Source organism: Paenibacillus sp. LPE1-1-1.1, assembly GCF_040676435.1.
Lineage (GTDB): Bacteria > Bacillota > Bacilli > Paenibacillales > Paenibacillaceae > Pristimantibacillus.
In genome coordinates this window covers 1,008,285-1,029,571 of the sequence record NZ_JBEGHY010000012.1, presented here as the reverse complement: position 1 = coordinate 1,029,571, position 21,287 = coordinate 1,008,285, and the positions used below count along the sequence as shown (strand labels likewise).

At 45.9% G+C, this 21,287-nt stretch carries 22 protein-coding genes, 8 tRNA genes and 1 pseudogene; 4 read left to right on the top strand and 27 right to left on the bottom strand.

The window, feature by feature from the left end:
* Positions 1–12: 12 nt before the first annotated feature.
* Genes MRBLPE1_RS15095 through MRBLPE1_RS15060 form a run of 8 tightly spaced genes read right to left on the bottom strand, consistent with a single transcriptional unit; the run spans position 13 to position 7,983 of the window.
* Positions 13–1,797, bottom strand: coding sequence for an ABC transporter ATP-binding protein (locus MRBLPE1_RS15095; protein WP_364146538.1), 1,785 nt, complete (start codon positions 1,795–1,797; stop codon positions 13–15).
* On the bottom strand, positions 1,784–3,145 hold the full coding sequence (locus MRBLPE1_RS15090) for a glycosyltransferase family 4 protein (protein ID WP_364146536.1): 1,362 nt from the start codon (positions 3,143–3,145) through the stop codon (positions 1,784–1,786). Before MRBLPE1_RS15090 ends, MRBLPE1_RS15095 begins: the two co-directional genes overlap by 14 nt.
* The gene (locus tag MRBLPE1_RS15085; RefSeq protein ID WP_364146534.1) at positions 3,126–4,073 is read right to left on the bottom strand and encodes a DUF6005 family protein; all 948 of its coding nucleotides are present in this window, start codon (positions 4,071–4,073) and stop codon (positions 3,126–3,128) included. The genes MRBLPE1_RS15090 and MRBLPE1_RS15085 overlap by 20 nt, the downstream gene beginning before the upstream one ends.
* Positions 4,063–4,329 carry an acyl carrier protein gene (locus tag MRBLPE1_RS15080; protein WP_364146533.1) on the bottom strand — a complete coding sequence of 89 codons (267 nt, stop codon included), beginning with the start codon at positions 4,327–4,329 and terminating at the stop codon, positions 4,063–4,065. Before MRBLPE1_RS15080 ends, MRBLPE1_RS15085 begins: the two co-directional genes overlap by 11 nt.
* Positions 4,330–4,349: 20 nt before the next feature.
* The gene (locus MRBLPE1_RS15075; protein ID WP_364146531.1) at positions 4,350–5,471 is read right to left on the bottom strand and encodes a DegT/DnrJ/EryC1/StrS family aminotransferase; all 1,122 of its coding nucleotides are present in this window, start codon (positions 5,469–5,471) and stop codon (positions 4,350–4,352) included.
* The gene (locus MRBLPE1_RS15070) at positions 5,440–6,471 is read right to left on the bottom strand and encodes a Gfo/Idh/MocA family protein (protein WP_364146529.1); all 1,032 of its coding nucleotides are present in this window, start codon (positions 6,469–6,471) and stop codon (positions 5,440–5,442) included. Before MRBLPE1_RS15070 ends, MRBLPE1_RS15075 begins: the two co-directional genes overlap by 32 nt.
* Position 6,472: 1 nt before the next feature.
* Positions 6,473–6,733: a phosphopantetheine-binding protein gene (locus tag MRBLPE1_RS15065; protein WP_364146527.1), complete on the bottom strand. Its 261-nt coding sequence runs from the start codon at positions 6,731–6,733 to the stop codon at positions 6,473–6,475.
* Positions 6,730–7,983 (bottom strand): AMP-binding enzyme, encoded by a 1,254-nt coding sequence (locus tag MRBLPE1_RS15060; RefSeq protein ID WP_364146526.1) that lies wholly within the window; start codon positions 7,981–7,983, stop codon positions 6,730–6,732. Before MRBLPE1_RS15060 ends, MRBLPE1_RS15065 begins: the two co-directional genes overlap by 4 nt.
* A 706-nt stretch (positions 7,984–8,689) precedes the next feature.
* On the opposite strand from MRBLPE1_RS15060, the gene MRBLPE1_RS15055 reads away from it, so the two are divergent.
* A protein-coding gene (locus MRBLPE1_RS15055) for an IS3 family transposase (protein ID WP_364146524.1) occupies positions 8,690–10,050 on the top strand; the annotation gives its coding sequence in 2 pieces (ribosomal slippage) (positions 8,690–9,146 and positions 9,146–10,050; 1,362 coding nt in all).
* Between the two features lie 460 nt (positions 10,051–10,510).
* Here the strand turns inward: MRBLPE1_RS15055 and MRBLPE1_RS15050 are convergent.
* Both MRBLPE1_RS15050 and MRBLPE1_RS33235 read right to left on the bottom strand, forming a co-directional pair.
* The gene (locus tag MRBLPE1_RS15050) at positions 10,511–11,794 is read right to left on the bottom strand and encodes an IS110 family transposase (RefSeq protein WP_364146522.1); all 1,284 of its coding nucleotides are present in this window, start codon (positions 11,792–11,794) and stop codon (positions 10,511–10,513) included.
* Between the two features lie 108 nt (positions 11,795–11,902).
* Positions 11,903–12,375: pseudogene (locus tag MRBLPE1_RS33235) on the bottom strand (IS110 family transposase); the annotation flags it as partial.
* 105 nt (positions 12,376–12,480) lie between these two features.
* On the opposite strand from MRBLPE1_RS33235, the gene MRBLPE1_RS15040 reads away from it, so the two are divergent.
* Positions 12,481–12,681 carry a hypothetical protein gene (locus MRBLPE1_RS15040; protein ID WP_364146520.1) on the top strand — a complete coding sequence of 67 codons (201 nt, stop codon included), beginning with the start codon at positions 12,481–12,483 and terminating at the stop codon, positions 12,679–12,681.
* Here the strand turns inward: MRBLPE1_RS15040 and MRBLPE1_RS15035 are convergent.
* The 12 genes from MRBLPE1_RS15035 to MRBLPE1_RS14980 form a co-directional block, all read right to left on the bottom strand.
* A complete protein-coding gene (locus MRBLPE1_RS15035) occupies positions 12,668–12,859 on the bottom strand; it encodes a hypothetical protein (protein ID WP_364146519.1) in 192 nt (63 codons plus the stop codon). The genes MRBLPE1_RS15040 and MRBLPE1_RS15035 overlap by 14 nt on opposite strands.
* A 115-nt stretch (positions 12,860–12,974) precedes the next feature.
* Positions 12,975–13,205, bottom strand: coding sequence for a hypothetical protein (locus tag MRBLPE1_RS15030; protein ID WP_364146517.1), 231 nt, complete (start codon positions 13,203–13,205; stop codon positions 12,975–12,977).
* Positions 13,206–13,391: 186 nt separating this feature from the next.
* A tRNA-Leu gene (locus MRBLPE1_RS15025) sits at positions 13,392–13,476 on the bottom strand.
* A 49-nt stretch (positions 13,477–13,525) separates the two neighbouring features.
* Positions 13,526–13,601, bottom strand: a tRNA-Lys gene (locus tag MRBLPE1_RS15020).
* Positions 13,602–13,652: 51 nt separating this feature from the next.
* Positions 13,653–13,727: transfer RNA gene (locus MRBLPE1_RS15015), tRNA-Glu, on the bottom strand.
* Between the two features lie 108 nt (positions 13,728–13,835).
* Complete coding sequence (locus MRBLPE1_RS15010; protein ID WP_364146515.1) at positions 13,836–14,153, bottom strand: hypothetical protein; 318 nt, start codon at positions 14,151–14,153, stop codon at positions 13,836–13,838.
* A gap of 181 nt (positions 14,154–14,334) precedes the next feature.
* Positions 14,335–14,419 (bottom strand) — tRNA-Leu (locus tag MRBLPE1_RS15005).
* Positions 14,420–14,470: 51 nt separating this feature from the next.
* Positions 14,471–14,546: transfer RNA gene (locus MRBLPE1_RS15000), tRNA-Lys, on the bottom strand.
* Between the two features lie 49 nt (positions 14,547–14,595).
* Positions 14,596–14,670: transfer RNA gene (locus tag MRBLPE1_RS14995), tRNA-Glu, on the bottom strand.
* A gap of 106 nt (positions 14,671–14,776) precedes the next feature.
* Positions 14,777–14,867: transfer RNA gene (locus MRBLPE1_RS14990), tRNA-Ser, on the bottom strand.
* A 5-nt stretch (positions 14,868–14,872) separates the two neighbouring features.
* Positions 14,873–14,948: transfer RNA gene (locus tag MRBLPE1_RS14985), tRNA-Asn, on the bottom strand.
* 27 nt (positions 14,949–14,975) lie between these two features.
* A complete protein-coding gene (locus MRBLPE1_RS14980; RefSeq protein ID WP_364146514.1) occupies positions 14,976–15,455 on the bottom strand; it encodes a SprT family protein in 480 nt (159 codons plus the stop codon).
* 130 nt (positions 15,456–15,585) lie between these two features.
* On the opposite strand from MRBLPE1_RS14980, the gene MRBLPE1_RS14975 reads away from it, so the two are divergent.
* Positions 15,586–15,948, top strand: a complete 363-nt coding sequence (locus tag MRBLPE1_RS14975) for a hydrolase/acyltransferase (protein ID WP_364146512.1) — start codon at positions 15,586–15,588, stop codon at positions 15,946–15,948.
* Positions 15,949–16,027: 79 nt separating this feature from the next.
* Positions 16,028–16,171 (top strand): cortex morphogenetic protein CmpA, encoded by a 144-nt coding sequence (gene cmpA / locus MRBLPE1_RS14970; RefSeq protein WP_308994264.1) that lies wholly within the window; start codon positions 16,028–16,030, stop codon positions 16,169–16,171.
* Between the two features lie 184 nt (positions 16,172–16,355).
* Here cmpA and MRBLPE1_RS14965 read toward each other — a convergent pair whose 3' ends face one another.
* From MRBLPE1_RS14965 to MRBLPE1_RS14945, 5 genes are all read right to left on the bottom strand, one after another.
* A complete protein-coding gene (locus MRBLPE1_RS14965; RefSeq protein ID WP_364146510.1) occupies positions 16,356–17,030 on the bottom strand; it encodes a nitroreductase family protein in 675 nt (224 codons plus the stop codon).
* Between the two features lie 172 nt (positions 17,031–17,202).
* The gene (locus MRBLPE1_RS14960; RefSeq protein WP_364146508.1) at positions 17,203–17,652 is read right to left on the bottom strand and encodes an RrF2 family transcriptional regulator; all 450 of its coding nucleotides are present in this window, start codon (positions 17,650–17,652) and stop codon (positions 17,203–17,205) included.
* Between the two features lie 100 nt (positions 17,653–17,752).
* Entirely contained in the window at positions 17,753–20,011 is a 2,259-nt protein-coding gene (locus MRBLPE1_RS14955) for a Tex family protein (protein WP_364146507.1), read from the bottom strand.
* Positions 20,012–20,034: 23 nt separating this feature from the next.
* Positions 20,035–20,694 carry an MBL fold metallo-hydrolase gene (locus MRBLPE1_RS14950; protein ID WP_414698887.1) on the bottom strand — a complete coding sequence of 220 codons (660 nt, stop codon included), beginning with the start codon at positions 20,692–20,694 and terminating at the stop codon, positions 20,035–20,037.
* 13 nt (positions 20,695–20,707) lie between these two features.
* Positions 20,708–21,274, bottom strand: coding sequence for a thioredoxin family protein (locus MRBLPE1_RS14945; protein WP_364146503.1), 567 nt, complete (start codon positions 21,272–21,274; stop codon positions 20,708–20,710).
* Between the last annotated feature and the right edge of the window lie 13 nt (positions 21,275–21,287).

Below are 21,287 nucleotides of genomic sequence, written 5' to 3'. Positions count from 1 at the left end.
CCTTCCTAATCATCATTTTTGAAGCGCCGCCATGGCCTGATCGGAATTCTTGCCTGCCACAAGCAGCGCATAATGCTCGCAGCGCAACATCAGTTCATGATGTGTTCCCGAATCGATGATTTTCCCGTTGTCGAATACGAGAATGTTATCGGCAGACTTGATGGTTTCAATTCTGTGTGTGGAGATCAGCGTAGTCTTGCCTTCCATTACCGTGCGAAGTGTAGCCAGCACATCATCCTCCGTCGCTCTGTCCAATGCTGAGGTTGGCTCATCCAGAATTAGGACTTCCGGTTTCTTCACAATTAATCTGGCGATAGCCAGCCGCTGCCTCTGTCCGCCGGATAATTGAAAGCCTTGGTTATCGATCCTGGTATGCAATCCATCCGGGAGGCTATCAACAAACGATTGCAATCCGGCTCCGCATGCCGCTTGGTATACCTGTTCCTCGTTAGCCGCCAAATCACCCAACGCAATATTCTCATACAGTGTCCCTGCAAATATAAATGACTCTTGGAACATCATACCGATATGGCGGGATAGTTCCTCTCGGGGCCAATTCTTCAGGGACCGGTCGGCCAAAACCAATTCCCCGCTAGTCACGGGCATAAAGCCCAAAAGTGTTTTAAAGAACGTCGTTTTCCCCGAACCGCTTCTGCCGACAAATGCATGGACTTGACCACGCCTGATCGTAAGATCAATGCCTTTCAGAATTTTGATCCCATCATAGGAGACATGAAGGTTACGGCTGTCTATCTCGATGCGGTCTCCGATCGCCGGAACAGTTAACCATTCCGTTATGGTCCGTTCCTGTGCAGGCGTTATAAGATGTGCCGCCTCCACCGGGGTATCTAGAAATTCCTCGATTCGTTCAACAGCAACTTCCGCGTGCTTGATATCCCCAAAAAAGTTGTTCACAATCTGCATCGGCCGCAAGGCATTGTTGAAGTACTGCACCATCGCCACCAGCATCCCGATCGTCATAGCACCGTTCAAAATCTGTTTGCTGCCGAAGCCGTATAACAGCACAATGATTAAACTGATTGCAAGCGTGCCAGCTTGCCCTGTCGTGGTTCTATAGAGCGTTTCCTTCATGCTGATAGAGATGAGTCCTTTGTAAAGCCGATCGTTCTTCTCTGTTTCCCATCCCTCTAAACCATAGGCGCGGATTTCTCTTGATCCTTGCACGTTCTCATAGAGATGGGCTCCGATCGTTTCGTTGTGAGTTCGAATTCTACGTGAAACGTATGTCAGCTTTTTTTGAAAAATCCTGGGAAGGAATAATAGGATGGGAATACTAAGAACCGCAAGAAAACCCATGTTTAAATTCATGTAAAAAATCATGCCAACTGCACAGCCTACGCTTACAAATTGTATGACCATCTCTACTAGAATGCGGTGGAGAAAGGAAGATGTTACGGTTGTATCTCCTCCCAACAATGGCATGTATTTGCCAGGCCCATGTTTTTCGATCTCGGTCTGGGGTATTTTTCGAAAGTGGGACAAGATCCGATTTCGCAAATCCAGGGTCGTCCGAATATCGAGATATCGAAAAATACTATCCCTCGCGATTTCGAGCACGACACTTGCACTAGCGCAGGCTACCGACAGTAGCAGTAAAGGAACTAACTTGTCGGATTCGCCCTTAACTAACACCCCGTCGATGATTAGAGAAAACAGGAGGGGTTGCAGCATGTTAAGGCCCATGCTCAAAACCGTACAAAAGTAAGCAAAAATAGTAAGCTTCCATCGAAGCTGAATCAGGGCGGATACTCTCTTGAATAATTTATAGCTCTGCATATTGGCCCCTGCCTGCGAAATGATGGATAACAGGCTTAGCCAACGGCATCCAAGCTTCTAAAGATTGTCCGCATTCATCTCCCGCGATCGTAAGAAGCTTCTTGTGAGCAAGGTTGGCATGGACTAGGTTATCCAACTGATAATATTCTTTTAATTCTGAAATTTCAGAATTCAGCATGGCGACAAGATCATCGAAAACCGGAAGCTGATAGGCAAGCGATTGGTTCGTTGCATCGACAATTTGCGGAAACAGGGTTCGATAATCAAATTTTCGGACCGATTCGAAAGCGCGATCTGAGAAAGCTTGCAGCTTCTTTCTGTCATCCAAAAGGCGAAGACATTGCTCGATTATTTGCTCTCGATCGATTTGGGGCACGTCACCGTCCCAACTGCAATCGATAAACAATCCGTCCTGACCATCATTCACAATTTCCTGAAATCCGTCCCACCGGGTACAAATAATCGCCATTCCCCATGCTTGTGCTTCAATGAGGATATAACCGAAGGTTTCACCCGGATCTGTGGAAAGATTGATCAAAATGTCGCAATCCCGGAATAGTTGATTCTTAGCTTCCCCGCTTACAGGCCCCGTGAATTCAACGCTGTCGTGCAATCCCCACTTGTCAAGCTGTCCATTCAGCAATTCCTGATAGCTATTGATCTGCTCTTCGGAACTGCCGGTGTATTCGCCTGCGATCTTCAAACGGACATTTGGCCGTTGTTCTTTCAACATAGCAAACACTTCAAGCAGCAGGTGAATATTTTTGACGTCCTCAAGTCTTCCAATCGACAGCAAGTTAATGCCAGCCGATCTAGAAATGACTCGTTCGTACCGTTCAGGCAATTCAATTGACAAGGGAATGTGTTTGGCTATCTCGTATCGATTGGAGATCTGTTTCAAGGCCTCCTTACTGGAATGGGTACTGACAAGCAACACATCCCGTTTCGTGATTAACGGGGCGATGGCTACCCATTGCTTCAACCAAAATTCCGACCCGACAGAATGTGCGAGAAACAACAGTCCAAGATCCAAGCTGGCATCATTCCTTGCCATCAATAGATACGGAATGACAGTTGGCATATTGACATACAAAGTCTTTATACGATGTTTTTCGCACAGTTTCCCCAGCGCAATCGAGGTTTCATGTAAGGAATCCGGAAATCGGCTAAACCATTGTTTCATTGTTCCGCCGAACAGTTTGTAGATCTCAATCGGTTGAATTTTGACTAATTCCGCATACTCACCAAGATATTGAACCCATTGACCGTCGACCACACGCTCGTTAATCCGTTTAGGCGTTCCGTCGATATAACCAAACCGAGGAAGCTCATTCAATGAAGCATTCATTCTTAGCCCTCCATTCTTCAAAAGCATCGAGAAGCTTCTTCTTTATGGTTAATTCATGCTGCTTGATCGATGTCAGTTTGCTTTTTAATGCCGCAATATCACCATTTTTCCCTAATAGGCCAATCCGGAACACGGCAACCAGAAACTGATCCCACATCATGACCAGCTTGTCCACTGCCCGTAATTCATCCATGTTTTGGCCTTGCTCAAGGGAGAAAAAAGTAAATAACTGGCTGTAGCCGCGAAGCCTCTTCGATATAATAGCCAGATTCTCAAGCTTGTAGTGCAGATGCTTCCAAGCAGATTCCGCTTGGGTATTCTCAAGCCGGTCAATAAAGCGGTGTACCTCCGAAACCATTTTGCTGCGATTGGGATTAAAGCTTCGTATAAATTGGGCTGATACACTCTCAACCGATGGCTGTGATAATACATTTGCATCAATTGTAATCCCCATCAACAGGTTTGCGCATCCGAACGACTTTTCCAGATGTTCCTCGGCTACTTCCCCTTCCCAGCCAAAATAGGGATCGATAAGATACCATCCATCCTCCGTCCGGCGTTGAACGATGACCAAATGCGGCAAATGCTTCTTCTGATACTGAAGCGAATTCGGCAAGTTGTACAAATCAACCATGATGATGAGATATTCCGATTCTCCTATGATTTGTTGTTTAAACAACAGCCAATTATCTTCTCTTGATTGATCATAGTCAATCCAGTTCTCAAGATGGCTGCCATACATCGTCGTGAAATAGGCTGCCAATTGATTGATTCGGATGCCGGTTCCGTAATACAGAATGCCTTCGTCCGTTATCCCGAAAGGGGAGTCCCACACACCGATATAGACTGGTCTGCTGTCCAGGTAAGGGTCAGCGTCAACAATATAGGACAAGCAGTCAAAAAAGCAATGAATTTGACTAGCTTTCATGTAAGCATCCTCTTTTGTGCTGGATTTTCCTTACGATTTTATCGATCGTTTCCAGATTGTCCAGCATCAATTCTTCATCGTCGAAAGTAAGGTCAAACTCATTTTCAATAGTGACGATAAGCGTGATTGTCTTCAAAGAATCCATGCCTAACAAGCGTAAATCCAAATCCATACCAACAGCGTCTTTTATTTCCAGCAGCTCGCCAATTTTAGCCTTTACAAAGTCGGATACGGAAGGATCATGGTCATGCAGCATCGACGTAAGCACCTCGCATTCTAAATTTGTCTCGCGCCCATGTAATTGCGGATCGTATGGATGACCGCCGATACAGACTCTTCGTTCATGGCGATATGAATAGGCAAGGATAGTATTTCTTTAGCATACTGCTCAGCCGTTGGGAACGACCCAACTTCATAGCCCAAGTAGGAGAATGCAGGCGTCAAATGAACAGGAACGGGATATTGAACTGCCGTCAGAATTCCTTTCTTTTGTAGTTCTTTGCGCAGTTCATCTCTGAATTCCTCCGTAACTCTTATGACGTATAGATGATACACATGACTCTCATCCCCGCGATTGGATGGAATATGAATTGATCCAAATTGCGACAGCTCAGAATCGTACATTCGCGCTATTTCTCGCCGGTATGCGGACCACTCATCTAGATAAGCCAGCTTCAGCTCGAGAGCGATTGCTTGAATCGGATCCAGCCGGCTGTTGAAGCCCGGGATATCATGCTGATAACGAATTTCTCCCCCATGGTTGCGAAGCTTGCGCAGGATCGTGGCATATTCATCGGATCGCACCGTGATCCCTCCTGCATCGCCGAGCGCACCAAGGTTTTTCTCCGGATAGAAGCTGAAGCATCCCATTATCCCCACACTTCCGGCCCGTCTACCTCTTAAAATAGCACCTGCTGCTTGGGCGCTGTCTTCAATGACGTGAATCCCTTTCTCGCCTGCCCAAGCAGCCAAATGCTCAAGATCAACCATTTGACCATACAGATGAACAGCAATGATGGCTTTCGTGTTGGGGTTCACGCTTTGTTTGACCTGCTCCTCATTCAGAAGAAAGGTTGTCGGATCGCAATCCACCAATACAGGAGTGGCTCCGGTATGGTGAATAGCTTCAACAGTGGCGATGAATGTATTGGCTGCCGTAATGACTTCATCCCCGGGTCCGATGCCTAATGCCTTAAGAGCCAGGAAAATTGCATCTGTACCATTTGCTACGCCTACCGTATGTGCTACACCGGTATATTTGGCAAACAGGTCTTCAAACCGATTAACAGCCGGGCTGCCGACGAATACGCCCCGTTTAGCCAAGTCTTGAACGGCCTGCAGCCATTTCTCTTTAATAATTTCAAATTCAACTTGAGGAGCTGAAAAGTGTATTCCCATGAACGGTCTCCTTTTGTTTTGACGATATGCGGATCGCATCTAGTATTTTCATGGTATCAATCACTTCTTCGGGTTTAATCTCGTTCTCTTCACCTCTTAGCAGGCATGAAGCAAAGGAAGAATAAATTCGTTCTGCGCCGTCTTTCAAGCCATCAATAGAGATCGGTAAATGCTCGGCCGGCTTCCCCTTCTGCAGTAAAACGGCTTCCTTCGCCGAATTGATCTGCAACGTGGCCCTGTCTCCACCGACCACCCACATCGGCAAAGAAGCATTTGAGCCAAAATTAACCTCCAACAACATGGTGATGCCATTCTGGAGACTTAGGTTGGCTTGAACGCAATCTTCGACTTCCGACTGGTTCCAGCGAAGCGTTGTCATTCTTCCGTCTACTTGCTGTACTTTTCCCAGATTCAGTTGAAGAAGCTGATCCACGAGATGAACGCCCCAGTCGAGCAGTGCACCACCACCGTATCTTGCTTCTTTTCGCCAATCGGGATAAAACGATTTAACACCGAAAGATGCGCCAGAACCAAACATATGGTGGCGTCTTTCGACAAACAGGATCTCTCCGAGCATGTCAGTAGCTAGGTAGTTTTTTAAGAACAGAAAATCCGGATCATAACGGCGATTCTGGAAGACCGATAAGATCAATCCTCTTTCTTTCGCAAGACTTGCTAAATGCTCCGCCTCGCTTAACGATTCGGTAACCGGCTTTTCGACCAGCACATGCTTGCCTTTTCGCAGGGCGTTTGAAGCAATCTGGTAATGACTGTTGGGTGGGGTCGCAATCAGCAACGCATCCAAGTCGCTATCAATCATAGCATCCAGATCGCTATATACCTGAAACCCTCGATTCATCGCTAATTCCCTTCTTTGAGGCGTAATATCATACACACCGACAACTTCGATTTCTGCCGTTTTTTTCAATAAGGGAAGGTGGATTAATTCTACAATCCTGCCAAAGCCGACAATTCCCAATTTGATTTTATTCGTTATCATCCTAAGCCGCCTGCAATTGCTCGATGAATGTCGCGAGCTTGCCAACCGTCTCGTATACCGTAGGATCGATCTCTTCTTCCGGAACGGAAACATTGAAGACCTCTTCAATGTACACAACTAGCTGCAGCGACATGATGGAATCAATATTTAAATCCTCATACAAACGATCAGATTCATTGAGGTCTTCAGCAAGCTCAATTTCCAGGTTGTTAACTATGACAGATTTAAGCTGATTAATAATTTCTTCTCGATTCAAACTCATTTGGAACCCTCCAAGTCTTGTAATAGTTTTCGGCTTACTTTACCTGATGGCATTTTTGGGATTTCGTTCACGAAATGAAATACACTTGGAACTTTATAGGTCGGCAAATGTTTTAAACACCATGTCTTTAGCTGCTGTTCGTTTACCGTAGACGATGGGACGATCTGCGCTTTGATTGCTTCCCCCCAAATCTTATGGCTGATTCGATGAACGACAACCTCTCTCACTTCTGGCATACGGCCAATCACACTTTCAACCTCAGAGGGAATTACCTTCAATCCGGATACGTTAATGAGATCATCGCATCTGCCCAATACGTGCAAGCTCCCTGATTGGGACAGGTGGCCAATATCCTTCGTCAGGACATCTTTGACCCCATTGCTGACTACGATTTCTTCATATGCGCTATCGCTAGTATGGACGGCATTGAAAGACAACGTAAGATGGCCTAACGGCTTGCCTACGTCTTGCGAGGAAGACGGATTTTCTCCAAGTGAGATACAACCTGTTTCTGAACTGCCGTATTGATGCCATATTCCCTTCGTCGTGCTGATTAGTTTGTCGAATAAAGCTTCCGACATAGGTGCTCCGGAACTAAGCAGCTTATGATATCTGATTTCACCTTTGCTGAGTGTATCGTATAAGTGAAATAAATAGGGTACTCCATAGACTAGGGAAGACGGGTGGGAATGAATCATGCCCATTGCAAACTTCGGGTTTTTATTACGAATAATCTTCGGGATTGTATTTCTTGCGATCGCGGACAAAACACCCGCAATTAATCCAAAGGAGTGGGAAACCGGAACCAGGATTAAAGGACATTCCTCTGACGAACTACCTAATGCCCAATTATAGTTTTCCACTTCAATATCAATATCTTCCCAAGACCGAAACACCAGTTTGGGCTCCCCGGTAGTGCCAGAACTAAACTGCAGCAACCCAGGCAAATGATTTTCATGCGTACCGGCAAGAGGAATGACTTGGTTACCGTTATCCATAATAAGATAATCGGAACCTACCCGATTTGCATTCTCAAGTGCCGTTTGAATCGGCGTATCTGGGGGAAGAAGCAGTAATGCTTCTCCCAATTCGCGCGCAAATAATACAAGACCTATGATATCAAACGGATTTTTCAGACAAGCAGTATACAAATTCCGTCCTTTTCTATTCTTACTTGCATTCAATTTCCAAGATCCGACTTTGTTTGATATTTCGATGGTGCTGAATAGGGTACCATCAACATAAATCAAAACTTCATCCCCTCCTGATCTTACAAATCTCGGACTATTCCGACACCTCTCGTTAGTTGGCCTTCTAATTTATAACAACTTTAGTATAGGAGAAAGAAGTGCGATACGTCATTGTAGTATATTGTTATAAATTACTGTAAATTATTGATCTGATTACAATGTCGATGATTAACTACACGAAGGGTGCAAAGACGAGCATTAGATCTTGGATTGCGGTGCGGATCCGCTGCCGAGACACTTTTTTCATCTTGATCGGCGCATCGGATTCCGTAAAGGCAATTTGTCTAATGATGCGGAGCAAACTGTAAGTGAATAATCCAACATGCAAGATAAGATCATTAGTCGCAAATTTGCAAGATGTGCAACGTTACGCCGCTAGAATAATTGGTAGGGCATTTAATATTTGGGGGAACAAAAAAGTTTACTAAAGGTGAAATATAATGTTGATTATCCGATTAAAGTTGTCCTTGATCCTGCTAAATTAATAATAAGAAAAGTCTGATTCCGAAAATATGATGGCGAGAATAGAATCTGTCTAGTGAAAATAAAGTCTTAGACTGGAGTGCTTGATTTAACGGGGATTATGAGATTTGAATTCGCCAGCCTTATAAAATAAGTATTAGACTGAATAAAAAAGAAACAGCGGCGGACCAGGTGAACTGCACCCCAATTGTTAGACACGACTAACATTGGAGGCGCAGTTTTTTTGCCTTATTTAAGTTTAGATGTGAAATTGAAGGCCATTCATAGGTATCAGAATGGTGCAGAAGGAGTGAAAAGCATTGCAAAATCATTAGGGATAAATCATGAAGCTTTACGTATGTGGATTAGGCAATACGAATATAACGGTGTAAAAGCTTTTGAAAAGAGCTATACAGCTTACTCAATGACATATAAACTAGACGTACTCAACTACATGAACGAGAATGGGACGTCTCCAAATGAAGCAGCTGTCATTTTCAATATTTCCTCTCCTGGAATCATTAGAAAATGGCGTAGTCAATTCAATGAACATGGAATGGACGCCCTGAAATCAAAGAAAAAGGGGCGTCTACGAATGACAGATAAGAATAAAAACATTACGAAAAGACAAGAACCTGCCGTGGGATCAGTCGAAGCGTTACAAGCTGAAGTAGAGCGTTTGCGTATGGAAAACGCCTATCTAAAAAAGTTGAATGCCTTAGTTCAAAACAAGGAAAAATCACCAAACAAGACAAAGCGCAATTAGTCTATGAATTAAGGCTTGAATTCCCGGTGGTTGCATTGCTAAAGCTGGCTGGAGTCAAACGTAGCACCTTTTATTATTTGGTGAAGCAGTTTGGCAAGCCAGACCCAGACGAAGATCTGAAAGTCCTTATTCAATCCATTTACGAAGAACATCAGGGACATTATGGCTATCGTCGTATCGGTGATGAACTATTTAATCGGGAACACCGAGTTAATCATAAAAAAGTGCAGCGTATCATGAAAGAATTAGGCTTGAAATCAGTGGTGCGTAGGAAGAGATACCGTTCCCACAAAGGAACAGTTGGTAAAATTGCACCTAACGTACTCGATCGTAATTTTCAAGCGGAAAAACCAAATGAGAAATGGGTTACCGATATAACGGAATTTAAGTTATGTGGAGAAAAGCTGTATTTATCACCTGTTTTGGACTTGTTTAACGGTGAAATTATCACTTACACAATAGGGTCTCGCCCTACCTATTCCCTAGTCTCCGAGATGCTGAATAAGGCCTTTAAACGCTTATCCAGAGAGGATGAACTCCTCCTGCATTCGGATCAAGGCTGGCACTATCAGATGAAACAGTATCAGCACGCTTTAAAGAAACAAGGAATTACCCAAAGCATGTCGCGCAAAGGAAAGTGTTACGATAACGCGGTAATGGAAAACTTCTTTGGCATTATGAAGTCGGAGTTTCTTTATCTTAATGAGTTTGAAAGTGTAGATCACTTTAAGCAAGAACTAGAACGATACATTGATTACTACAATCACAAACGCATCAAGTCAAAATTAGTGGGCATGAGCCCCGTACAGTACCGAGCTCATGCCCAACAGGTTGCATAAAAATATTTGTCTAACTTTAAGGGGTCACTTCATCGTCTGGCCGGATGCCGTCATGTCTGTATTCAACTATCGTACCCGTCCCTCGGTTTTAAGGGTTTATCTCACATATACTCACTCATTCGCAGGATTTCGTCGCCATAGAATACAGCTGTTGTTCAGAAAGCAAGCTCATTAGACACCGTTGCTCTGGTCTTGGGCATGCAGAAACAGAAGAAGCGTGTGGGACATTTCTCCAAGTACAATTCTTCTGCACGCATACTCCACAATTTCCTTGGGGTTTACCATCCCATAGCTCTACGGGTCTATGCCCTTACATTCCTTCGTTACACCTAACCAAGGCGTGGAGACCGATAGCGTTTAGCTGACGGGTCTGAGCCCTTATCGGGTACGAACTCGGTCCTCCGTGCTTTCTTTGTGAAATCCTGCGAATGAGTCAATATACGTGATCGTTTAATCTGTCTTAAGCAGCTTGAATATATGTCGGGGCAGTTTTTTCAGGAGAGAAAGTCTCTCCACGCTGAGCAATGCCGATGATGATTCGTGCCAATTTCCCAATCAGTTTAAATACCGATTGGTGCTTCTTCATTTGCTTGACTTGAACATTGTTCTTATGCAGCTGTCGGAAAACAGGGTTATTTCCAACGAGTTGGAGCGTAGCCAGATACAGATATTTTCGCAGCGTAGCATCACCTCTTTTAGAAAGCACAATCTGTCCCTTGCGCTTCCCCGAGGTGCTTTCGGCTAGGTTTAAGCCTGCCTTACGCAATAATTGACGTCCATGGCCATACTGTCTAAGGTCGCCAGCACCTGATAGAATTGCTGCAATACAGATCGTGCCTAGGCCGATAGATCGAAGCTGATTGGCCATAGGAATTTCGCTGAGTAACACATGTATATCCTTTTCTATTCTTTCTAGTATCTCAACAATCCGTTCGAACTCTTGAAATAGCCGCCCCAAATCCTGCTTTGCTTCATCGAGGGCAGACGTTTCGCCTATACTACTCTTAGCGTGAGCGATGAGCTGCGCAGCTTTCTGTATGCCAGTGGAGCCACCGGCTCGCTTCATATGCTCTCTCCATCCTGTAATCACCTCTGATACGGACAGAGACGCTAGATCCTGCGGAGAAGGGAACTCTTTAAGCGTAGCCAAGGACCGTTTGCAGGTCCAGTCTTTAAATACCGAGAAATACTCAGGGAAGCGAATGTCTAACCAGCGGATGATCCGGTTCTGCAGCCGTACACTATTCGTCACCCAAAATTCCCGGACACTCATCATTGTTTTCAACCTTTGAAAAACGATAGCCTGTTGCGAGTATTCATAGTAAAAGCCTCGGCTGACCACATCAGCGATGACAAGTGCATCCTTCGGATCACTCTTGGAGGGAGAATTGTCGCGGTTCTCCTTGTTTCGTTTGGTAGTCGCCGGATTCACCATGACAACACTCTTGCCCTTGTTGGCAAGCCAATTGGCCAGGTTATACCCGTAGTGTCCGGTCGGTTCCATGCCGACTATGAGTCCCTTTAAGCGATGTTTCTGTTGTAATCCATCGATCCATCGTTCTAATTTTTCGAATCCTTCAATTGTATTTGAGAATGATAGATGTCGCTTACTAAGTATGATGCCGCGAAAATTAGTTGCTTGTGCTACATGAGTTTCCTTCGCGATATCTATACCCACAACAAGGTGAGATGTGGAAATTCGTTCAATGCGTTGATTTTGTCTGTCATTTTGCTTAAACTTCATAGTAAGAGCGCCTCCTTGATGTGTTGTAGACAAACCCATCATACCGAGGCGCTCCTTTTTTGACAAAGGCCAAATCTTAGGCCTTACAGGAATGTTTAGTTTAGCAGACACTGCGTGTTTCGCCTGGGCAATGAGCTGTGAAGCCTTCAACATGCCATTAGAGCGTTCAGCGCGCTGCATAAAGACTCGCCAAGCCTTGATTACATCCAACACGGACAGGGGATTGTTTTAAGCGTTTCTAATTATCGATTACAAGTCCAATCACAAAATACAGATAGATATTCAGGAAACCGGATATGAGCCTACGTACGATGCGGTTCTGTTATCGAACACTGTTCACGACCTAGAATTCTCGATCACTCATTATGGTCCGTAAGCGTTGAAACACAAGCGATTGTCACGTGTACTCATAGTAAAGGTCCCGAATCTTTGGGATCGTTCTTTGATGGACTGTTATCTCGATTTTCTTTATCATGCTTCGTCGTAGCAGGGTGAACCATGACCACGTGTAATCCCTTTTCTGATAGGCAATTAGCCAGGTTAAACCAGTAATGACCAGTTGGCTCCATGCCGATGATGAGCAAGTTCATTTCTTAAGCTCTACAGGAATGTTTAGCTTAATGAAACTAAATAAAACGAATTCATAACTGATTTCAATGATATACCGAGGAATTAATAAACGGGTTATGATGCCAATCAGCAAGGCTCTAGGAACGGATGATACATGGGATCAGAATACGCTGACAGTTGGAGTAAAGAGCAACGGTTTCACGCCTGTGGATGTTTGGAAAGAAAATGAAGTGCCGGTAAAAGCATTCCATTATAATAAACCGCTTGCAAATTCACTGTTCGCTGAGCGGCTTTTCTTTGGACTTATTCGCTTTTAAATCGCTTGGGTAAGATTGGATTAATCTTTACTATCTCTTCCTTAGGAATCACCCAAACCTCTGAACTGTTCGAAATTTTCACGTGATTACCCTCAGCATCATTAAGGTAATCCTCATGAGTTGTCATTGTATCTAGCTCCAATACAACGACAAGCTCTAAATAATCATCAAACCGCATTGAATCACTCTCCTAAATTTAAAAAGCAATTCGACAAGATTAAGGATTATCCTTCATTAAAGTCACCTTTGTGTAAATCATTCAGCATATGAGTCAGAACGATTTTCTTTGGAAATCACATTAGAATCATGCCGCTGTTTATCCCCTCGGACTCATCAAAGCAACTGATCTTCAAGCGCAGATCCTCACGCTCAAGATGAATGTTTAGCTTTTGTCGACCAAAACTGGCGCCTTCAATGTCCCAGATGATTGTAATAAAGCCCTGTGTGTCCGCGCTTCTTTTGGTCTGCTGCATGTTGCGTGTCGGATTCAACGTGCTTGAGCATAATTGTATTGTTGCCTTCATGCAAAATCATGTCCTCGTTAACTAACGACTTCGGAAACTCCATCGATTTAGAGTAACCATTCCTCATGCAATTTCCGTCAACAATTCGTCAACAACATCCCTTAAGACCTCAAACACGTAATTCGAGGAAAAAATGAAAACATCAAAAAAACCCTTTCGCCGCAAGGGTTTTGTAATTGTTTTATATGGTGCGGTAGACAGGATTTGAACCTGCACGTCCATTGGACACTACCCCCTCAAGATAGCGTGTCTGCCGTTCCACCACTACCGCACATTTGAAGGATCTTGATGCTCCCACTCGAATTGACATGCTGAGCAAATGGTGAGCCATGAAGGACTCGAACCTTCGACACCCTGATTAAAAGTCAGGTGCTCTACCAACTGAGCTAATGGCTCTCGGTGTGACTGCTAGCGAGCTCATTAGAGCTGGTACACTTTGAGAATAAATGGTGACCCGTAGGGGACTCGAACCCCTGTTACCTCCGTGAAAGGGAGGTGTCTTAACCACTTGACCAACGGGCCGTTCTAACATAAACGCGATGTTGTCTAACACAACAAAAATGATTATATCAGCTTATCCGCCAAAGTACAAGCATTTTTTTTACAAGCTTTTGTGCCGGAAAAAATCGATTAAGCTTCAATCGTCTCGGCTTTAAAAACGTTATCCAACTTGTCCTCAGGCGTGAGTCTTTTCTTCAAAGGAACCTTTACGTCTCTTCCCAGTTCTTTAAAGAACGTTTCTACATCGCATTCGATTTTGTCTACGTATACCGACAATGTACCTTTTTCGATAATGGCTTCATTTCCTTCGGCAGGTACCGTTACTTCGATCGAATATTTCTTCATCAATGTGTTGCTGTACCGTGCAAAAATCTCAAGCAATTCCTCGTTATTGAATTTCCCAATCGCCGCTTGTCCCTTGTTCGTAAAGTTTAAGTTTATTTTCATGTTTACAGCTCCTCATCTCTAATGATGCATCTGTTTGGACGGTTCGAGTAACTTATAACGAAAAAACCACTCTCTAGTCAGATTTTATGATCTGAATATAAAGTGGCATCATCTATCAGAAAAGTGCACTAAAAATGACACCTTCTAAGTTCACCTATATACATCGGCAAGAAGTAAGTTATGGTGCGGTAGACAGGATTTGAACCTGCACGTCCATGGGACACTACCCCCTCAAGATAGCGTGTCTGCCGTTCCACCACTACCGCACATTTATAAGTTGACATCCTTCACTCCCATTGCTTAGTCCTGCTAAGAAATGGTGAGCCATGAAGGACTCGAACCTTCGACACCCTGATTAAAAGTCAGGTGCTCTACCAACTGAGCTAATGGCTCTCGCTGTCAAAACAATCGAGCTCCGTGGAGCTATTACACTTTGAGAAAATGGTGACCCGTAGGGGACTCGAACCCCTGTTACCTCCGTGAAAGGGAGGTGTCTTAACCACTTGACCAACGGGCCTTATTAATCACTTCAATAAAGATTTCCCACCATTTGCAACCTCATTGGCAAATAAAAAAGACCGGATGAACGGTCTTGCCGTTGCAAACTCTTGTGAAAAAAATTGTGGCGGAGAGAGAGGGATTCGAACCCTCGCACCACTTACGCAGTCTAACCCCTTAGCAGAGGGTCCCCTTGAGCCACTTGGGTATCTCTCCAAATCTGGCTCCCCGAACAGGACTCGAACCTGTGACAACTCGATTAACAGTCGAGTGCTCTACCAACTGAGCTATCAGGGAAAAGTAAAAGTGACAAGTAATAATATATCACGTAGCTGTTTTATTGTCAATCAAATTCATCAGTAATTTTCCGCGGCATTTCCCGCACGCATATTTGGCCGGGTCAACTTTGCGCTTCCGCAAATATTCCATCCCGCATTTGGTGCAAATGAGCTTATATCGAAAGGGCTGCTGCTTGCGTTGCGCGCGTTCAGGAAGCGACTGGCAATAGCGCGAACCGCCGACATGGGCAAGCAGTTGTTTGAAATCGGCGTCCCGATGCTGATATCCCCGCTTCATAATGTGCAGATGGTAATGACAAAGCTCATGCTTAATAATTTTCTCGGTTTCCTCGCGTCCAAAGGCCGCAAGCTGGTGCGGACTGATCTCAATATTGTGCGAGCGTGTAAAGTAACGTCCTCCCGTTGCCTTAAGGCGTGAGTTAAACGTTGCAACATGTAAAAACGGACGGCCGAAAAAGGTCATTGAAAGCTGCTCGACCCATTGCTGCAAAGCCTCATTATTCATTGATTATTCTCCCCCAACTACTTGAATTTTAAAGCCACGATAGGCTACACTGTCAAGTAGGAATTATTAAATACGCAGAAAATCCGCAAAAGAAACACGGCAGCATACCGAGGGGAGACCAATATTAATTATGGCAACAATGCGCTATGTCCTATTGAAACAAAATGACGGCATTCTTTTTGTCGAAATGCCCGAATCGCACGCTTATCAGCTGAGCGCGCTCAATCTTCGACTTCACAAAGAAATCGATAAATTGACGGCTGAACATGTACCGAGCCTGCCTTACGCGGTTGCGGAGTGCAATGACGTCGAGCTGCATGATTCGTCCATCCGCATCGTATCCGGACTCGATTACATTAACAGCCTTGAGAAGGATTTTGCGGGCGTGCAGGAGAAATCCTATCCGCTGATTTCCCTTTTGACGGAAATACGCGCTTTGCAGGCTCAGCTCGAGCAGTGGTATGAGGAGTACGAAGAAGAACAGAGCAATTAGTTTGGACCTGCACGGACACATGCCCTTCCCCATATTGTAATATTACAACAAGTTAGGCCCCGGGAGGAGGACGATACGTATGCCGCAGTGGCTGTGCAACCAACTGATGCGCGCTTTTCAGAAAAAAGACCGCCGACAAATCAAGCTGCTTAATGACTGCTGGTATTTCTACCGTAATAAACAAAGTCCGAAGGAAGAAAGCAACGATACCGTATTTCAATAATTGCACTCTTCGGATCACATAATCGCGATCGGCAGTCGGACTTCTGGGATGACCCGTTCCGCGGTGAAATATAAGCAGGGTTATAAAAAGAGCGCTCATAACTACTTATATTGAATACAATAAAACCGGCCTCCCGTCAAAGGAAGGCCGGTTTATTTATGTTTTCTTATGCTTTGCCTTTAAATTAAAATTTATTGAAAGAAGCAATATCATCAAGCGACAAACGCGTTGTTGGATGGCCTTCTGTGGCTGCTTTGCCAATCGGAAGCATCAAAGTCGGCAAAAAGCGGTCCGAGATATTAAACAATTCTTTTACTTGATCGCGGTTATAGCCGCCCATTGGCACGGTATCGTAACCTTTTGCACGGGCAGTCAGCATAATTTGCATCGCCACAAGGCCCGTATCGAACACAACGATTTCTTTCAGACGCTCGGCAGGAAGACCTGAATACATCTTAGTGGAGTTGGCGATGAAGTTATCCGCAACTTCCTGGGTCATATATCCGACTTCAACTGAAGCGCCATAGATTTTGTCGGACAAGCTGTACATTTCCAAATCGCCAAGCACGATTACAATTGCGGATGCTTCGGCCACTTGTTGTTGATTAAATGCGATGGGCTGCAATTTCTGCTTCAGCTCAGGGTCCGTCACGATAAGGAAACGCCATGGCTGCATGTTTGAAGAAGAAGGAGCTTTTGTAGCAATTTCCAAAATCTCAAGGATTTCAGCTTCTGAAATCACAGCACTGCTGTCATATTTCCGTACCGAACGGCGGCTGTTTAGCACTTCGAAAAAACCTGCGGCGGACTGCTCGTTTGTTTGAAAAGCTACTTGCGAATCGATTTGCGTTGATGACATTATGATTCCCTCCAAAAGATTATTTTTATCTGTGCAAAATTCAACTCAGTTAAAACTAAAGTTTTACTGTGCGTAGATCCGCACAGTTAATGTCTGAATAACTGTATCATTTATATACACAGTATAGTTCGTGCATTTGTTTTTGTCAATCGACTAAGTTTAATCAAATGACTCACGAATTGGAACAGGATATCGTTCTTTCCGCAAGCTGTGCAATCGTATACTGCTTCAGCGTTTCAATCGTATTTTGCTCAATTTCATTCGCAATATCCACAAAGGCCGATTCCATGCTTAGCTCCGAATCTTGAATGCCTATCGTTTCCAGCATCCCGCTGCAAAGAGGTTCCCCAACCTTTAGGGCGATATAAACCTCGGCAAGCGTAATCGTCTCGGGCGGCCGTTTAAGCCTATAACCTCCGTCACGGCCTTCCCTCGTTTCGATAATCTGCCCACCGGATAGTTTGGCAAGCACTCTCCGAAGCTGCGTGGCTTCTGTATTCAAACAATCAGCAATGGCTGCGCTTGGATAGATGTCTGACTTTCGCGATAAAACCACGAGCGCCTGCAGGGCGAGCCCGAACCATTTTGGATGAGCGGAACCGATGGTTTTGTCTGCTTTCACAGCCATCTCACTCCTTTTGTAGGGTAGTTTTCGATGCCCATGCTCTATTATGAGTATAAAGGGTCTGCCTGATAACAGGCAAACCCTTTGGTTGATTGTATTAATTAGGCTTGCGCATCGTCAAGCTTACGCGTCCCTTTTTTTGATCTACGCTAAGTACCCAGACCGTAACCGTATCGCCTACGGAAACAACATCCATCGGACGTTTGACGAATTTATCGCTCAATTGCGAGATATGAACGAGTCCGTCATTTTTGATGCCGATATCAACAAATGCACCAAAGTCGATTACGTTGCGTACCGTTCCATGAAGCTCCATTCCCGGGGACAAATCCTCGATGTTCAACACATCCGTATGGAAAATCGGAGGTGGCAGCTCTTCCCTCGGATCACGTCCCGGTCTAAGCAAGCTGTCCATAATGTCCCGAAGCGTAGGCACGCCAACGCCGAGCGTTGGGGCTACGCGTTCGGCGTCAAGCTCCGCCAGCTTCGCCTTAAGCTCGTCAGAGCCTAGCTGCTTCAGCGAAAGACCAAGCTCGATGAACAGCTTGTCTACCACCTCGTAGGACTCCGGATGAATAGGCGTGCTGTCGAGCGGATTGACCGGCTCGGCAATTCTCAAAAATCCGATGCATTGCTCATAGGACTTCGCGCCAAGCCTAGGCACCTTCTGCAGCTGGGCCCGCTTGATAAACCGGCCATTCTCGTCACGGTATTTTACAATGTTTTTCGCGATCGTTGCATTTATACCCGCCACATAGGAGAGCAGCGAAGCCGATGCCGTATTAACATCCACGCCGACATGGTTAACCGCGGATTCCACGACCCCGCCCAGCGTTTCATCCAGTCGCTTCTGACTGACGTCATGCTGATATTGCCCGACCCCAATCGCCTTCGGCTCGATTTTCACGAGCTCAGCAAGCGGGTCCTGCAGCCTGCGGGCAATGGACACCGCGCTGCGTTCCGCCACGTCAAGGGACGGAAACTCCTCTTGAGCAAGCTTAGAGGCCGAATAGACGCTTGCGCCGGCTTCATTGACTATAATGTACTTCAGTTCCGGTCCGCCCGCTCCTGCCGCTTTGCGCTTTCCTATTAAGTCAGCGATAAACTGCTCTGTCTCACGCGAAGCGGTGCCGTTGCCGATAACGATCAATTCCACTTTATACTTGTCGATTAAACCGTTAATCAGCTTCTCGGCTTCAGCTACCTTGTTGTTCGGAGGCGTGGGATAAGAAACCGCGACCTCCAGCAGTTTTCCGATATCATCAATGACGGCAAGCTTGCAGCCCGTGCGGAAAGCAGGGTCCACGCCAAGCACGATATTTCCCCTTACAGGCGGCTGCAGGAGCAGATTGCGCAAATTTTCGGAGAAAATCGAAATCGCATGCTCCTCTGCTTTCTCCGTAAGCTCTCCGCGCACCTCACGCTCTATTGACGGGGAAATCAGACGCTTGTACGAATCCTCGATCACGGCTGTCAGCACATCGCGTACAGGCTGAGCTGTACCGTTTCGGAGTACCTTCCGCTGGATATGCTCATGAATTCTCTCCGAAGGCACGTCGAAGGTGACGCGCAGCACATCCTCGCGCTCAGCTCGGTTAATCGCCAGCACGCGATGTGGGGGAAGCTTCCGGACCGGCTCTTGGTAGCTGTAGTACATTTCATAAACCGATTCTTCCGCCGCGTTTTTTGCTTCTGTTTTCATAAGCGCATGATCGAAAGTGAACTTTCGTACCCAAGCGCGAATAGAAGCATCGTCCGCCAAGTTCTCGGCGATGATATCCATTGCGCCGTTTAAGGCATCTTGGGCAGTGGGCACGCTTTTCTCATCGTTCACATAGCGGGCTGCTTCGGCAAGCGGATCTCCGCTGCGAGGCTGCGACCACAACCACACGGATAAAGGCTCCAGGCCCCTCTCCTTTGCTACGCTGGCTCTTGTTTTGCGTTTTTGCCGATAAGGACGGTAAAGATCCTCGATTTCCTGCAGCTTTACCGACTTGTTGATATCCGCGCGCAGCGTATCGGTAAGCTTGCCCTGCTCATCAATAAGACGGATAACCTCACGCTTTCGCTCTTCCAGGTTTCGCATGTATTGCAGCTTTTCTTCAATCGATCTCAAATCATTTTCATCGAGCTCACCGGTCATTTCCTTACGGTACCGGGCGATAAACGGGATCGTATTGCCTTCGTCAAGCAAGCTTACTGCCGATTTCACCTTTGTTACAGGGATCGATAGCTGCGCGGCTATGCCGGCTATAATCCGCTGGCTTTCGACCGCCTTCTGTTCCGCCGTCAGCTTCGATTTCCCTGCGCTCTCTTCTGAATCATCTATGAAATGCTGAACCTTTGTATCCGCCAAACGTCATGCCCCTTTCTTATGCATCATGCTCCCGTATAGGGATTATTCGCCATTTCAAAGCCAATCGTCGTACGTCCGCCATGGCCGGGATACACAATGACATCCGGGCTTAGCTTGTACAGCTTCAAACGGATGGAGTCATACAAATCCCTTTCTCGTCCGCCAGGCAGGTCCGTCCGGCCAACCGACATTTTGAACAATACATCGCCTGAGAAAAGATGGTTGCCGCACAATAAGCTGACGCTGCCGGGCGAATGTCCCGGCGTATGCATGACACGGAAGGATAAACCTAGCAGCTTCAGCGTTTGGCCTTCTGCCAGCGCGTATTCAGCAGGATCCGTTGAGAGCGGAGGCGTCACATCCTGCCATCTCATTGAACCGTTTTTGCGAGGATCGGTTAGCCAATCCGCCTCTAGATCATGTATGTAGACCGGGCAGCCAGCGGCTTTGCGCAGCTCATCAACGCCGCCCATGTGGTCAAAATGGGCATGTGTCAGCAAAATAGCCTCCACCTTAACGCCCTCCAGCCGCTCCAGCAGCTTCTTTGGATTCATGCCCGGATCGATAACGATAGCCCGCTCCAAAGGCTTAACGCCTTCGTTAGCTGCCGGTTCAGTCACCGAAATGAGATAAGCATTGGTTTGTATAGGGCCTAGTGTAAATGTCTCGATTCGCATATTTATACTCATAGCCTTCTTAAAACGACTCCAACAAAGTGCGGAGCTCTTTCACGATTACGGATTGGTAGGCAGTTCCCTCGCCATAGCGGCGCCCGATTTCTTGCCTTGTTACGGCAAGCTTCTCTTGATAATCCGCTGCCTCGCGGTCAGGGTTTTCCTGTTTGAAAGCAATCATCGCTTCCTGCACATGAATAGGACGCGGACCCCATTGCCCAAGAACAGCTCCGCCTGTATCCGCAAAAATAACGACAGGGACGGAACGGCCGCCCATGGTCAAGAACTGATCCATCGTATCCAGATGCTCTTCCATAATAAGCACCTCTGTCGGAACTCCGCTATTTTCAAGCGCTTTAAAAACGACAGGGATGTTGCGGACGACATCGCCGCACCAATCAGCCATCAAGATCAACACGCGAAGATCGTCGCGGTTGTTCAATGACTCGAAATACTCCTTGTCGCTCTCATCGGTCCATGCGAATTTTTCGGACCAATCCAGAAATTGCTCTTTGTTTTTGGTCATGCCGTCAATAAATTGCTGCGGGCTAATGCCTTTGCCGAGCTTGTCTGCTACGCTTTTGCTCATCGAAATCCCTCTT

What these genes read in the sequence shown, in the direction of transcription:
- MRBLPE1_RS15095 (WP_364146538.1), bottom strand. Translation starts at nt 1,797, where the DNA reads ATGCAGAGCTATAAATTATTCAAGAGAGTATCCGCCCTGATTCAGCTT.
- MRBLPE1_RS15090 (WP_364146536.1), bottom strand. Translation starts at nt 3,145, where the DNA reads ATGAATGCTTCATTGAATGAGCTTCCTCGGTTTGGTTATATCGACGGA.
- MRBLPE1_RS15085 (WP_364146534.1), bottom strand. Translation starts at nt 4,073, where the DNA reads ATGAAAGCTAGTCAAATTCATTGCTTTTTTGACTGCTTGTCCTATATT.
- MRBLPE1_RS15080 (WP_364146533.1), bottom strand. Translation starts at nt 4,329, where the DNA reads ATGCTGCATGACCATGATCCTTCCGTATCCGACTTTGTAAAGGCTAAA.
- MRBLPE1_RS15075 (WP_364146531.1), bottom strand. Translation starts at nt 5,471, where the DNA reads ATGGGAATACACTTTTCAGCTCCTCAAGTTGAATTTGAAATTATTAAA.
- MRBLPE1_RS15070 (WP_364146529.1), bottom strand. Translation starts at nt 6,471, where the DNA reads ATGATAACGAATAAAATCAAATTGGGAATTGTCGGCTTTGGCAGGATT.
- MRBLPE1_RS15065 (WP_364146527.1), bottom strand. Translation starts at nt 6,733, where the DNA reads ATGAGTTTGAATCGAGAAGAAATTATTAATCAGCTTAAATCTGTCATA.
- MRBLPE1_RS15050 (WP_364146522.1), bottom strand. Translation starts at nt 11,794, where the DNA reads ATGAAGTTTAAGCAAAATGACAGACAAAATCAACGCATTGAACGAATT.
- MRBLPE1_RS15040 (WP_364146520.1), top strand. Translation starts at nt 12,481, where the DNA reads ATGATGCCAATCAGCAAGGCTCTAGGAACGGATGATACATGGGATCAG.
- MRBLPE1_RS15035 (WP_364146519.1), bottom strand. Translation starts at nt 12,859, where the DNA reads ATGCGGTTTGATGATTATTTAGAGCTTGTCGTTGTATTGGAGCTAGAT.
- MRBLPE1_RS15030 (WP_364146517.1), bottom strand. Translation starts at nt 13,205, where the DNA reads ATGAAGGCAACAATACAATTATGCTCAAGCACGTTGAATCCGACACGC.
- MRBLPE1_RS15010 (WP_364146515.1), bottom strand. Translation starts at nt 14,153, where the DNA reads ATGAAAATAAACTTAAACTTTACGAACAAGGGACAAGCGGCGATTGGG.
- MRBLPE1_RS14980 (WP_364146514.1), bottom strand. Translation starts at nt 15,455, where the DNA reads ATGAATAATGAGGCTTTGCAGCAATGGGTCGAGCAGCTTTCAATGACC.
- MRBLPE1_RS14975 (WP_364146512.1), top strand. Translation starts at nt 15,586, where the DNA reads ATGGCAACAATGCGCTATGTCCTATTGAAACAAAATGACGGCATTCTT.
- cmpA (WP_308994264.1), top strand. Translation starts at nt 16,028, where the DNA reads ATGCCGCAGTGGCTGTGCAACCAACTGATGCGCGCTTTTCAGAAAAAA.
- MRBLPE1_RS14965 (WP_364146510.1), bottom strand. Translation starts at nt 17,030, where the DNA reads ATGTCATCAACGCAAATCGATTCGCAAGTAGCTTTTCAAACAAACGAG.
- MRBLPE1_RS14945 (WP_364146503.1), bottom strand. Translation starts at nt 21,274, where the DNA reads ATGAGCAAAAGCGTAGCAGACAAGCTCGGCAAAGGCATTAGCCCGCAG.